We start from the raw sequence: 12,475 nt of genomic DNA on the forward strand, positions 1-12,475 counted from the left end.
CCGCCTGTTGCGTGTGCGTCGTGCGGGGTTCGGGTTACGAGAGGGAGGCGACCGTCTCGCGGACCTTGGTGTTGATCGCCTCGGGGATCGGGGCGTAACCGGCCTCGGTGAGGAGCGCCTGGCCCTCCGCGGACGAGGTGTAGGTCAGGAAGGACTTGACGGTGCCGAGGGTGTCGGCCTTGTTGCCGGTGTCGCAGACGACCTCGTACGTCACCAGGACCAGCGGGTAGGCGCCCTCGGCCTTGGTGGTGTAGTCGAGGTCGAGCGCCAGGTCCTTGCCGGTGCCCTTGACCTTGGCGGCGGCGATGGCCTTGGAGGCGTTCTCCGAGGAGGCCTTGACCGGGGCGGCGCCGCCGGTGTTGATGTCGACCGTGGTGATCTTCTGCGAGGCGGCGTAGGAGAGCTCGAAGTAACCGATCGAGCCGTCGACGGCCTTCACCTGGGTGGCGACACCGGAGGAGCCGGACGCGGCCTGGCCACCGGGGGCCGGCCACTTCTTCTCGGCCTCGTACTTCCAGTCGCTCGGGGCGGTGGCGCCCAGGTACTTGCCGAGGTTCTGGGTGGTGCCGGAGTCCTCGGAGCGGTGGAAGGGCTGGATCGCCTTGTCCGGCAGCTTGGCGTCGGGGTTGAGCTTGGCGATCGCCTCGTCGTTCCACTTCTTGATCTTCGTGTCGAAGATCTTGGCGAGGGTGGGGGCGTCCAGCGTCAGGCTGTCGACACCGTCGAGGTGGAAGCCGACCGCGATCGGGCCGCCGACCATCGGGAGGTTGATGCCCTGGCCGGTCTTGCAGATCTTCTTCGAGTCGGCGACCTCCTCGGGCTTCAGCGCCGAGTCGGAGCCGGCGAAGCCGACGGTGCCCTGGTTGAAGGCGACGATGCCCTCGCCGGACGAGGAGGAGTTGTAGTTGATCTCCACGCCGGAGCAGGCGGCCATGTAGTCCTTGACCCACAGGTCCATGGCGTTCTTCTGGGCGCTGGAGCCGGAGGCGCGCAGCTGGCCCTTGGCACCGTCGCACTTGACGTTCGAGGCGGCCTTCGTGTTGGTGCCGCTCCCGCCCGTGTCGCCGCCGCTGTTGTTGTCCGAACCGCACGCCGTGAGGACCAGGGCGCCGGAGACGGCGAGGGCACCGAGCGCGGTGGCACGAAGCCGGTTCTTGCGCTGAAGCTTCACTTTCGGGTGTTCCTTCCAGGAGCCGCCGAGGTTGTTTTCGTTCTACGACGGCGTGCGAGGTGATGTGTGGTGCGGAAGTCTTGGCCGGTGCGGGGGCTTCCCGGGTGATGCGGTGGTTCGCCGCGCACCGTGTACTGCCGAAATTAGGCAGAACAGGTGACGTGGTTTGCGGGGGTGGGTGAACGGAGGGTGAACCGTGCGGGACGGCCTGGTTCCGGGGCGCGGGGGCCGGGGAGGGCCCGGGGCAGCGGGGGGCTCCGCCCCCGGACGGGCCGGAGCGGCAGGCCGGCGCAGCCCATGGATCGGCCGGGCCGCAGTCCGCAGCGGTGGCCGGTTCGCAGTCCGCAACGGTGTGGGGTGCGGGCCCGGTTACGCGTTCGGCAGGGTTTGGAGGGACTGGGCCCTGTCCAGCAGGGCGCGGTCCCGGGGGTGAGTCAGGCGGGTGCGGGCCGCCTCCGGGGGCAGCCACAGCACCTTGTCCACCTCCCGGTTCGGGACGAAGGTGCCCGCGGTGGCCTCGGCGGACCAGTACGTGACCTCCTTCGGGCGCCCGTTCGCCAGGTACCGGACCGTGGGCAGCGCGGCGCCCGGCACGCAGTGGTGGCCCGTCTCCTCCAGGACCTCGCGCAGAGCCGCGTCCCGCGGGGACTCGCCGCGTTTCAGCTTGCCCTTGGGAAACGACCAGTCGTCGTAACGCGGCCGGTGCACGAGGCAGAGTTCGACACCGCCGCCCCCGCCCGGACAGTGCGGCGGCCGACGCCAGAGCACGCACCCCGCCGCCCGAACCACCGTGCCGTTCATCGCGCGGTCACGGCCGCCGCGTACGGCCAGGTCTCCAGGAACACGGCGCGCGCCGCACCCACCTCGTGGCGCTGGTCGGCGTGGAGCACCCCCAGGGCGTACGCGGTGGCCGGTGCGATCCGCGGGGTGCGCGCGGCCGATGCCGCGGCCGATGCCGCCTCCGACGCGTCCCGGTGCAGGTCCAGGGCGTGCCCGGGGCCGGCCAGGACCGGATCGGGGGCGCCGCGTACCACTTCGTGGGCGTACCGGTGCAGCCGCAGCAGCAGCCGGGTCCGGTGCCAGGGTGCGTCCTGCGCCTCGTTGTACGGCTCGGCCGTCTCGTCCGAAGAGAGGGCCGCCACCGCGCCGAGCAGCCGCTGCTCCGCCCGGTCCGCGGGCTCGGTCAGCAGTTCGGCGGCGGGTGCGGCGGCGGCTCCGGCGGTCAGCGGGACCTCGGATGCGAGCAGCGCGACCGCGTCGGCCACCGCGTGGAAGCGGGAGGAGCCGAGTGCCTGGAGCGCGGCGGAGTGGGCGCGGGTCCGGGCCAGCGTCAGCTGACGTTCGAGCAGGGCACCGGCGCGTGCCGCGCCGACGCCCAGGCCGGCGCGTTCCTTCGCGGTGCTGCCCGCGGCGGCGGGGGCGGTGCCGGTGCGGGCAGCCGGCAGGGGCGTCCCGGACAGTCCGTGCAGCGCGTCGAGGAGCCGGTTCAGCCGGTCCGCGTACGCGTGCTCGCGGGCGAGCGTGCCGGACAGCCAGGCCAGTTCGGTGCGCAGCTGCTCGGCCCAGAGCGGGTCGAGAGCGGTCCGGAAGGTGTGCAGGGTGCCGCTGATCCGGCGGGAGGAGCGGCGGAGCGCGATGGCGGCCTGTTCGGCGGCCTGCGGTCCGGCGTCGGTGGGGGCACTGTTCTCGCGGTGCAGGCGCAGACTCCGCAGGAAGTCCGCTGCCTGCGTCCGGAGATACGGTGCGAGCACCGCCCCCGCGGTCACGTCCGTCTTGGTCTGGTGGTCAGGGCGTCGCACGCCTGCGCCTCCGGGCGTCAATGAGCATTTCCTGTACGTGCCTCAGTGGCCGGCCCTCCGCGTCCGTGGCCTGCCGGGTCCAGTTCCCGTCGGGGCCCAGGTGCCAGGAGGCGGTGGTGTCGGACATGCCGGTCTCCAGGAGCCGGCTGAGGGCGGCCCGGTGGGCGGGGTCGGTGACCCGGACCAGGGCCTCGATGCGGCGGTCGAGGTTGCGGTGCATCATGTCGGCGCTGCCGAACCAGACCTCGGGTTCGCCGCCGTTGCCGAACGAGAACACCCGGGAGTGTTCCAGGAAGCGGCCCAGTATCGAGCGGACCCGGACGTTCTCGGAGAGGCCGGTGACGCCTGGGCGTATCGCGCAGATGCCGCGGACCCAGATGTCGACCGGGACGCCCGCCTGCGCGGCCCGGTAGCAGGCGTCGATGATCGCTTCGTCGACCATCGAGTTGACCTTGATGCGTACGTAGGCGGGGCGGCCGGCCCGCTGGTGCACGATCTCCTTGTTGATCCGGGCGATGAGCCCGTCGCGCAGTGACTTCGGTGCGACCAGCAGGCGGCGGTAGGTCTCGCGGCGTGAGTAGCCGGAGAGCCGGTTGAAGAGGTCGGAGAGGTCCGCGCCGACCTGCGGGTCGGCGGTGAGCAGTCCGAGGTCCTCGTACAGCCGGGCGGTCTTGGGGTGGTAGTTGCCCGTGCCGACGTGCGAGTAGCGGCGCAGTGTGTCGCTCTCCTGGCGGACGACGAGCGAGAGCTTGCAGTGCGTCTTCAGGCCGACGAGCCCGTAGACGACGTGGCAGCCCGCCTCCTCCAGCTTGCGCGCCCACTTGATGTTGGCCTGTTCGTCGAAGCGGGCCTTGATCTCGACGAGTACGAGGACCTGCTTGCCGGACTCGGCGGCGTCGATGAGTGCGTCCACTATCGGGGAGTCGCCCGAGGTCCGGTACAGGGTCTGCTTGATGGCGAGGACGTCCGGGTCGCCCGCCGCCTGTTCCAGGAAGGCCTGGACGGAGGTGGAGAAGGAGTCGTACGGGTGGTGCAGCAGTACGTCGCGTTCGCGCAGGGCGGCGAAGATGTCGGGCGCGGAGGCGGACTCCACCTCGGCGAGATCGCGGTGGGTGCCGGCGATGAACTTGGGGAACTTCAGCTCGGGCCGGTCCAGTGAAGCTATGCCGAACAGTCCGGTGAGGTCGAGCGGTCCCGGCAGCGGGTAGACCTCCGCGTCGGACACCTTCAGCTCGCGGACCAGCAGGTCCAGCACGTACGGGTCGATGGACTCCTCGACCTCCAGGCGGACCGGCGGGCCGAAGCGGCGCCGCATGAGCTCCTTCTCCAGGGCCTGGAGGAGGTTCTCGGCGTCGTCCTCCTCGACCTCCAGGTCCTCGTTCCTGGTGACCCGGAACATGTGGTGCGCGAGCACCTCCATGCCGGGGAAGAGCTCCTCCAGGTGGGCGGCGATGACGTCCTCGATGGGGACGTAGCGCTGGGGGGAGGCCTCCAGGAAGCGGGTCAGCAGGGGCGGCACCTTGACCCGGGCGAAGTGGCGGTGGCCGCTGACCGGGTTGCGTACGACGACGGCGAGGTTGAGCGAGAGGCCGGAGATGTACGGGAAGGGGTGCGCCGGGTCGACGGCGAGGGGGGTCAGCACGGGGAAGACCCGCTGGCGGAAGAAGGTGAACAGGCGGGCCTGCTCCTTCTCGGTCAGCTCGGGCCAGCGGATCAGCTGGATGCCCTCGTCGGAGAGGGCGGGGGCGACGTCCTGCTGGTAGCAGGCGGCGTGCCGGGCCATGAGTTCGCGCGAGCGGGTCCAGATCAGGTCGAGGACCTCCCGGGGCTGGAGCCCGGACGCGGAACGGGTGGCGACGCCTGTCGCGATCCGGCGTTTCAGGCCCGCGACCCGGACCATGAAGAACTCGTCCAGGTTCGAGGCGAAGATGGCGAGGAAATTAGCCCGTTCGAGGAGGGGGGTCGAGGGGTCCTCGGCCAGTTCCAGAACGCGTTCGTTGAACGCGAGCCAGCTGCGTTCCCGGTCCAGGAACCTTCCCTGGGGCAGCTCGTCACCGTCGACGTCGGGCTCGTACGCGTCTGCGTCGGCGTCGATGTCGGGGTCCAGATCGGCCGCGGTGGACAGGGCGGCGTTGGTCGAGGCGGGGGTGGCGACGGCATGCGGCCGGTGTGCGGCGAGGGAGCCGACGGACGGCTGAGCGGCGGGCTGGACCGGGACCTCGGAGCTGGGCTGCTGGCTCATGGGCCCATTCTTCCGCGCGGAGTGCTCAGGAGGCGCGTCGGAGGCGGACGAGATCGCGGAGATTGCGTGGTCGGCGCGCTCTCCGCCGGGATTTCTCCCGTTGCGGGGGGTCGGCACGGCTGGCTGCATCCTGAGAGGGTCGCAAGGCCGTCTGAATGCCCGGTAACGGCGACATGACATGCAGGAAGCGGTGTGGCCGTGTCCGGGGGTCCGGAAACGGCCACACCGGTGCCGGATGCGCTCAGCCGTGCCGGTGGCGCAGCACCCGGAACGTGACGGCGGCCAAGGCCGCGGCCACGACGAGCAGGATGCCGGTCTCGACGAGCTGGAGCGGCCAGAAGTGCGAGCCGGGGTGGTAGTCGATGAAGAACCCGGTGGCGTGGTGATCCGCCACGCAGCGGGCCTCCTCCGGGCTGAGGTCCGGCCAGCAGGTCTCCATCGTCAGCCGGTGGCCGTCGGCGGTGATCCGGCCGATGTCGATCTGCCAGTAGTCTCCTTCGAGGCCGTTCATCTTGGTGCTGATCGCTGTCCGCAGGGGCCACAGCGCCACCAACTGGGTGGTCAGCACCACGATCGCCGCGGAGCAGGCCAGTACGGCGACGGACATCGCGGGCACCGTGCGGCGGATCAGGACCCCGGCGAGCGCGCCTACGGCGAGCCCGAGCAGGGCGCGGCCGACGGGTGCGGTGCCCATGGCGGAGAAGACCTCGGGCGACCACCAGTTGGACGTGTGGTCGAAGTCCTGGTGTGACCGGGCCCAGGCGAAGGTGGCGGACAGGACGGACACCGCGGCGACCAGCAGTACGGCCGGCACGGCGAGTTTGGCCAGCAGCCAGCGGGTCGGGGACACCGACTGTGTCCAGGAGACCTTGTACGAACCGTTCTCGAACTCCCTGGCGATCATCGGTCCCGCGACGAACGCGCCGACGAGCACGGGCAGGACCAGCAGGGCGAGTCCCGCGTACGAGAGCACCGTGCTGAACGCGGACATGGAGTTGCCGAATTCCTGGATCCGGTCGTCGCAGCGGGCGCCGCCGAGACCGGACGCCGTCGCTGAACAGGGGTCGGCCTCGAACGAGTCGGTGACGTGGACGGCCCACAGCGTGCAGCCGACCAGAACGGCGATCCCGCCAAGAGCGAGGACGCCCGCGGCCCACAGGGCCCGCCGGTGCTGCCGCAGAACGACGCGGGTACTGGCGAGCAGAGTGGGGCCGGGCCTGGCGGGGAGGGACGGTGCGGGTGCGGTCTTCGTGCTCATGCCGCGTTCACCGCCTCGCGGGTCCGGGCGTCCGCGCTCGGTGTGAGCAGTGCGGGTGCGTCGGGGGACCGCAGATGGGCCAGCAGCAGCTGTTCCAGGGACGGTTCGGATGTCTCCCAGGCCGAGTTGTCCACCGGGCCCTCCTTCCGGACGAGTGCGGTCAGCTGTCGTCCCGTGGTGCGGGACTCGACGACGGTGTGCGGGGCCAGGTCCCCCGCCGGGCCGGTGAGCAGGGCGTGTGCGGCGAGCAGGTCGTCCGTCTCGCCGCCGAGGCGGATCCGGCCGCCGTCCACGAGCAGGAGGTAGTCGCAGGCGCCCTCCAGCTCGGTGAGGATGTGGGAGGACATCACGATGGTGGTGGAGTGCTCGGCCGCCTCCACCATGAGGGCGCCCATCAGCTGGTGCCGGGCGAGCGGGTCGAGGTCGGCCATCGGCTCGTCCAGCAGCAGCAGTTCGGGTCGCTTGCCGAGGGCGAGAGCCAGTGCGAGCCGGGTGCGCTGGCCGCCGGACAGGGTCCGTACCTTCGCGTCGGTGGGGAGCGGCTCGGCGATGCGCTCGGCGGCTTCCCGGTCCCAGGTGTGCGGGTTGAGTTCGGCGCCCGCCCAGAGGGTCTCGGCGACCGTCAACTGCGGGTACAGCGGCTTGTCCTGGGCCACGAAGGCGATCCGGTGGCGGGCTTCGGCGGCCGGGGATCCCAGCACGCGCAGGGTCCCCTCGGCCGGTCGCAGGAATCCGGCGGCGAGGCCCAGCAGGGTGGACTTCCCGGCCCCGTTGGGGCCGACGAGCGCGCAGACGCGTCCGGCCGGCAGCCGGAAGGAGCAGTCGCGCAGTGCCCAGCCACCGCCCCGGCCACGGTATTTCATCCCGAGGCCGTCGACCTCGATCGCTGCACCTGTCATCAGTCCTGGTTCCCCTCGAATGTGCTGTCCAGTACGGCGGTGAAGAGCGCGCTCACGTCGTCTTTGTCGAGTCCGGCCGTGCGGGCGCGGCGGGCCCAGTCGGTGAGTTCGGCGCGCAGCGGGGCGTCGTCGGCGGCTGCCGCGCTGCCGAGCGTCCGCGTGACGAAGGTGCCGAGTCCGCGCCGGGCCTCGACGAGGCCCTCGCGCTCCAGTTCCCGATACGCCTTGAGCACGGTGTTCGGGTTGATGGCGGTGGCCTCGACGACCTCGCGTGCGGTGGGCAGCCGGTCGCCGGGCTCCAGCAGGTTCAGGCGCAGGGCCTGTTTGGTCTGCTGGACGATCTGGAGGTACGTGGCGACGCCGCTGCGCCGGTCGATGCGGAACTCGACTGCTGCGGATTCTGCCATGTTCACCCCTTTCACTAATTGAGTAGTGAAAGGGTGGCGCAAAAACGGGGCGGCGTCAAATGACGCCGCCCCGGAGGGTGTTGTGGCTGCTCAGGACTCCGTGCGGTACATCAGGTCCACCTCGTGGGTGGTGAACCCCATCCGCTCGTAGACCGCCACGGCCGCGGTGTTGTCCGCGTCGACGTAGAGCATCGCGGTGGGCAGCCCCTCGGCGGCGAGGTGGCGCAGCCCCGTCGCGGTGAGCGCCTTGCCCAGGCCGCCGCCCTGCGCGTCGGGCCGGATGCCGACGACGTACACCTCGCCGAGCTGCTCCTCGGCGTGCACCTTCGTCCAGTGGAAGCCGATGAGCTCGGTGTCGCCGCTGTCGTCGGCGGCGGCGCGCTCGGCCAGGAAGAAGCCCTTCGGGTCGAACCAGGGCTCGGCCTTGCGGTCGTCGAGGTCGCGCTGGGTCAGCGAGCCCTGCTCGGGGTGGTGGGCGAAGGCGGCGCGGTTCACGGCCAGCCAGGCGGCATCGTCCTGGCCGGGGACGAACGTACGCACGGTGACGCCCGGCGGCAGCACCGGTTCCGCGATGTTCAGCGGGCTCAGCGGGCGGCGCAGCTGGCGCAGTTCGCGGAAGAGCGAGAGGCCGAGGACCTGTGCGAGATGCCGCGCCGCGGACCGGCCGCCGTGCGCCCACACCCGCAGCCTCTTGCCGGTGGCGGCCAGCAGTGCCGCCCCGAGTGCCCGTCCGTGCCCGTGCCCGCGGTGCGAGGGGTGCACGACCAGCTCGGCGGCCGGCGCCTCCACGGGGTCGGTGTCCTCCAGCTGCGCGTACCCGACCAGCGAGCCCCCCGCGGTCAGCAGGAAATGCCGCACGCCTTCCCGGTGCCCGCCCCGCAACTGCAACCGCCCCTGTTCGGACACGGCCTGCCTGCCGTCGGATCCGGCGGCCTCGGCGAGGAGCTCGGAGACGGCTTCCGCCTGGTCCGGGGAGAGGGCGTTGAGCGTCTGGATCTCGCGTCCGGGGGCGGGGAGGGGTACGTCAGTCGTCATGCTTACGAGCGTACGTGGCCCTGGTGCGGGCGGCGGCGGGGTTCCTTGACCTTGCCCTTGTCCGTGGTGCGGGGTTCCGTCCTCAATCGCCGGACGGGCTTGGTTGTGCGGGTTGCCCGTGGGGTGCGCAACGTGCGTGGGTGGGGGTCCGGGGTCCCTCCGGGGCGTCTCCTCAAACGACGAACGTTCTGCGGGTACGTGATGAAACCCGGGTATCTGTTCGTCGTCCTGCAGGGGAGTCCCCGCAGGAAATGGCGTACGACCCGGCCCCCCTCTCGGACCCGGGTGAACACCCCATTTTTGAGGAGACGCCCCGGAGGGGCACCGCCCCCCACCCACCGCGCAAGGGCGCACCCCCGCGGGGAACCCAATCAAGCCCGTCCGGCGCTTGAGGACAAAAGGCCGGCACCCCGGAACCCCGCACCCGTATGGGTGAATGGCCCCTTTCCGATCGGGCGGCAACCAGTTCGTAACCCCAGACATCTGTCGCGCTACGCGCGTTGACCCTAGGCTGCGGCACGCAGCCTCCAGACTCGTCACCACTCCCACAACTCCCGCTGAACTCACAAGGGGACCGATGTCAGCGACACCGCAGAAGAACCGTGCGTCCCGGCGGGTGCTCGCCGCCGCGGCCGGTCTTGCCACCGTCGGAGCACTCGTCGCGGCCATGCCGGCCGGCGCGCATGAGCGCGGGCACGGCAAGGACCACGGCCATCACGCGCCGGCCCGGACCGTCGATGTGCAACTGCTGTCCTTCAACGACCTGCACGGCAACCTGGAGCCGCCGGCCGGCTCGGCCGGTACGGTCAACGAGACGCAGGCCGACGGCACGACGAAGGCCGTTCCGGCGGGGGGCGTCGAGTACCTCGCCTCCTCGCTGCGCACCGCGCGCAAGGGCCACCCGTACTCGATCACCGCGGCCGGTGGCGACATGGTGGGTGCGAGTCCGCTGCTGTCGGGGCTCTTCCACGACGAGCCGACCATCGAGGCGCTCAACAAGATCGACCTCGATGTGACGAGCGTGGGCAACCACGAGTTCGACGAGGGCGCAACCGAGCTGGCCCGCCTCCAGAACGGCGGCTGCCACCCGGTCGAGGGGTGCTACGAGCAGGGCAAGAAGTTCAAGGGCGCCGACTTCCCGTACCTGGCCGCCAACGTGACGGACGAGAAGACCGACAAGCCGATCCTCAAGCCGTACACGGTGTGGAAGAAGAACGGCGTCAAGATCGGCTTCATCGGGGTGACCCTGGAGGGCACGCCGAACATCGTCACGGCCAACGGCGTCAAGGGCCTGAAGTTCCACGACGAGATCGAGACGGTCAACAAGTACGCCAAGGAGCTGGACCGGCAGGGCGTGAAGTCCATCGTCGCCCTGATCCACGAGGGCGGCGAGCCCGCCTCGCAGTCGTACAACTACGACTGCGACAGTCCGGGCGCGGGTGACGGCATCTCCGGGCCGATCACCGACATCGCCAAGGGCATCTCCCCGAAGGTCGACGCGCTGGTGACGGGCCACACCCACCAGGCGTACGTGTGCACCATCCCGGACCCGGCGGGCAACCCGCGCCTGGTCACATCGGCCGCCTCGTTCGGCAAGCTGTACACGGACACGACGCTCACCTACGACCGTCGCACCAACGACATCGTGCGCACCGCGGTGAAGCTGCCGAAGGGCTCGAAGGGCGCCAAGCACTCCAAGCACCCCGCGCCCGCCAACCCGGTCTCGGCCAATCACATCGTGACCAGGGACCAGGCTCCGGCCACGGACATGACGGCCCTCATCGCGCGCTGGAACACCCTCGCGGCGCCGATCGCCAACCGGCCGCAGGGCTACATCACGGCCGATATCAACGGGCGTGGCTCCACGGACCCGGAGAAGCCGCTCGGGAACCTGATCGCGGACGCGCAGCTGGAGGGTCTGGCCCCGGCGGACAAGGGCGGAGCGGTCGTCGCCTTCATGAACCCGGGCGGTATCCGTGCCGACCTGGTGTACAAGGCGTCGGGCAGCGAGGGCGACGGGGTGGTCACGTACGGGGAGGCGTTCACCGTGCAGCCCTTCACCAACATGATGAACGTCGTCGACCTGACCGGTGAGCAGCTCGTCACCGCGCTCCAGCAGCAGGTCAGCGGAGCGAACGAGGCCAGCCCGAAGATCCTTCAGGTGTCCGAGGGCCTCACGTACACGCTGGACATGACGAAGTCGGGTGCCGACCGGGTGGTCACCGACACGGTTCTGCTGAACGGCGAGGCGATCGACCCCGCCAAGACGTACCGCGTCGCGATGAACGAGTTCCTGGCGGGCGGCGGTGACGGCTTCGCGGCGCTCGGCGAGGGCACCAACAAGCTGGTCGGCGCCTCCGACCTGGACCTGTTCAACGACTACCTGGCCGCGCACTCCACGGCCGCCGAGCCGCTGGCACCGCCGGCGACGGACCGGATCACGGTCGTCCAGTAACAACAGGACGTAGCGCACGGAGGATGCGCGGGCCGGGCGGAAACGCCCCGGCCCGCGCATCCTCCGTTTCACGCCACCTCACAGGCCCTGTTCCCTGCATGACGTGCACCGGTCATAATCCGGGGGCTGACCCCCACACGGCATCCGGAGGCGTCCCCGCATGAGCCCGTACACAGCCAACCGCCGGAGTTTCCTGGCCGGCGCACTGGCCGTCTCGGCCACCGCCATCCTGGGCGGGGCGCCCGCCCACGCCTCGGCCCGCCAGGCCCTGACCACGCAGGACTGGATGAGCGGCATCGCGGACACGACCGCGCTGCAACGCCTCACGATCCCCGGCTCGCACGACTCCGGCGCCCGTTACGGCGGGCCCTGGACCGAGTGCCAGAACACGACGATCGCCGAGCAGCTGAACAGCGGGCTGCGCTTCCTCGACGTGCGGTGCCGGATCACCGACGGCTCCTTCGCGATCCATCACGGGGCCTCGTACCAGAACCTGATGTTCGGCGATGTGCTCGTCGCCTGCTGGGACTTCCTGGCGGCCCACCCGAGCGAGACGGTGCTGATGCGGGTCAAGCAGGAGTACTCGGAGGAGAGCGACGCGGCGTTCCGGACCGTCTTCGACGACTACCTCGACGGCCGGGGCTGGCGGACGCTGTTCCACATCGATCCCGCGCTGCCCTCACTGGGTGAGGCCCGCGGCAAGGTGGTGCTGCTCGCCGACAACGGGGGTCTGCCCGGGGTGCGTTACGCCGACCCGGCGCTCTTCGACATCCAGGACGACTACATGGCCGAGCCGTTCGCCAAGTACCCGAAGATCGAGGACCAGTTCCGCAAGGCCGCCGCTCAGCCCGGAAAGCTCTTCATGAACTACGTGAGCACCGCGGCCCTGCTGCCGCCCCGCTCGAACGCGGACCGGCTGAACCCGCAGGTCCAGTCGTTCCTCGACGGTTCCGAGGCATCCGGCTGGACCGGGCTCGGCATCGTCCCCCTGGACTTCCCCGCGACGCGGGCGGGCCTGGTGGAGTCGCTGATCCGGCACAACCCGGCTTCCTGAGCGGCGGGTTCACGAGCGTCCACGGGACTTCACGGGAGTTCACGGGGGATTCGCGAGGGGAGGGGTGGGGGGGGCGGGCCGGCCCCCCCCCCCCCCCCCCCCCCCCCCCCCCGCGGCCGGGGCGGGGGCGGGGGCGGCGCCCCCCGCCCGCGGGT

The 12,475-nt window shown here is 70.9% G+C and carries 10 protein-coding genes; 2 read left to right on the forward strand and 8 right to left on the reverse strand.

Features of this window, described 5'->3' with window-relative positions; translation table 11 throughout:
• Positions 1-34: 34 nt before the first annotated feature.
• From pstS to mshD, 8 genes are all read right to left on the reverse strand, one after another.
• The gene (gene pstS, locus ACFVJX_RS19280) at positions 35-1,171 is read right to left on the reverse strand and encodes a phosphate ABC transporter substrate-binding protein PstS (protein ID WP_384133600.1); all 1,137 of its coding nucleotides are present in this window, start codon (positions 1,169-1,171) and stop codon (positions 35-37) included.
• Between the two features lie 369 nt (positions 1,172-1,540).
• Positions 1,541-1,972 carry an NUDIX hydrolase gene (locus ACFVJX_RS19285; protein WP_384133603.1) on the reverse strand — a complete coding sequence of 144 codons (432 nt, stop codon included), beginning with the start codon at positions 1,970-1,972 and terminating at the stop codon, positions 1,541-1,543.
• Complete coding sequence (locus ACFVJX_RS19290; protein WP_384133605.1) at positions 1,969-2,970, reverse strand: CHAD domain-containing protein; 1,002 nt, start codon at positions 2,968-2,970, stop codon at positions 1,969-1,971. Before ACFVJX_RS19290 ends, ACFVJX_RS19285 begins: the two co-directional genes overlap by 4 nt.
• Positions 2,957-5,212, reverse strand: coding sequence for an RNA degradosome polyphosphate kinase (locus ACFVJX_RS19295; protein WP_384133608.1), 2,256 nt, complete (start codon positions 5,210-5,212; stop codon positions 2,957-2,959). The genes ACFVJX_RS19290 and ACFVJX_RS19295 overlap by 14 nt, the downstream gene beginning before the upstream one ends.
• A gap of 241 nt (positions 5,213-5,453) precedes the next feature.
• Positions 5,454-6,470: a hypothetical protein gene (locus ACFVJX_RS19300; RefSeq protein ID WP_384133611.1), complete on the reverse strand. Its 1,017-nt coding sequence runs from the start codon at positions 6,468-6,470 to the stop codon at positions 5,454-5,456.
• The gene (locus ACFVJX_RS19305) at positions 6,467-7,369 is read right to left on the reverse strand and encodes an ABC transporter ATP-binding protein (protein WP_384133614.1); all 903 of its coding nucleotides are present in this window, start codon (positions 7,367-7,369) and stop codon (positions 6,467-6,469) included. The genes ACFVJX_RS19300 and ACFVJX_RS19305 overlap by 4 nt, the downstream gene beginning before the upstream one ends.
• On the reverse strand, positions 7,369-7,776 hold the full coding sequence (locus ACFVJX_RS19310; protein ID WP_384133617.1) for a GntR family transcriptional regulator: 408 nt from the start codon (positions 7,774-7,776) through the stop codon (positions 7,369-7,371). The genes ACFVJX_RS19305 and ACFVJX_RS19310 overlap by 1 nt, the downstream gene beginning before the upstream one ends.
• Before the next feature lie 90 nt (positions 7,777-7,866).
• Positions 7,867-8,811: a mycothiol synthase gene (gene mshD / locus ACFVJX_RS19315; RefSeq protein WP_384133620.1), complete on the reverse strand. Its 945-nt coding sequence runs from the start codon at positions 8,809-8,811 to the stop codon at positions 7,867-7,869.
• A gap of 577 nt (positions 8,812-9,388) precedes the next feature.
• On the opposite strand from mshD, the gene ACFVJX_RS19320 reads away from it, so the two are divergent.
• Together ACFVJX_RS19320 and ACFVJX_RS19325 are read left to right on the forward strand one after the other, a co-directional pair.
• Positions 9,389-11,266 (forward strand): bifunctional metallophosphatase/5'-nucleotidase, encoded by a 1,878-nt coding sequence (locus tag ACFVJX_RS19320; RefSeq protein WP_384133623.1) that lies wholly within the window; start codon positions 9,389-9,391, stop codon positions 11,264-11,266.
• Between the two features lie 160 nt (positions 11,267-11,426).
• Positions 11,427-12,320 (forward strand): phosphatidylinositol-specific phospholipase C, encoded by an 894-nt coding sequence (locus ACFVJX_RS19325; protein ID WP_384133626.1) that lies wholly within the window; start codon positions 11,427-11,429, stop codon positions 12,318-12,320.
• The last annotated feature ends 155 nt before the right edge of the window (positions 12,321-12,475 follow it).

Origin of the sequence: Streptomyces sp. NPDC127177 (assembly GCF_042672475.1) — a bacterium.
Taxonomy (GTDB): domain Bacteria; phylum Actinomycetota; class Actinomycetes; order Streptomycetales; family Streptomycetaceae; genus Streptomyces.

Coding starts and splice junctions, on each gene's coding strand:
- ACFVJX_RS19285 (WP_384133603.1), bottom strand. CDS start 1,972: ATGAACGGCACGGTGGTTCGGGCGGCGGGGTGCGTGCTCTGGCGTCGG.
- ACFVJX_RS19295 (WP_384133608.1), bottom strand. CDS start 5,212: ATGAGCCAGCAGCCCAGCTCCGAGGTCCCGGTCCAGCCCGCCGCTCAG.
- ACFVJX_RS19300 (WP_384133611.1), bottom strand. CDS start 6,470: ATGAGCACGAAGACCGCACCCGCACCGTCCCTCCCCGCCAGGCCCGGC.
- ACFVJX_RS19305 (WP_384133614.1), bottom strand. CDS start 7,369: ATGACAGGTGCAGCGATCGAGGTCGACGGCCTCGGGATGAAATACCGT.
- ACFVJX_RS19310 (WP_384133617.1), bottom strand. CDS start 7,776: ATGGCAGAATCCGCAGCAGTCGAGTTCCGCATCGACCGGCGCAGCGGC.
- mshD (WP_384133620.1), bottom strand. CDS start 8,811: ATGACGACTGACGTACCCCTCCCCGCCCCCGGACGCGAGATCCAGACG.
- ACFVJX_RS19320 (WP_384133623.1), top strand. CDS start 9,389: ATGTCAGCGACACCGCAGAAGAACCGTGCGTCCCGGCGGGTGCTCGCC.
- ACFVJX_RS19325 (WP_384133626.1), top strand. CDS start 11,427: ATGAGCCCGTACACAGCCAACCGCCGGAGTTTCCTGGCCGGCGCACTG.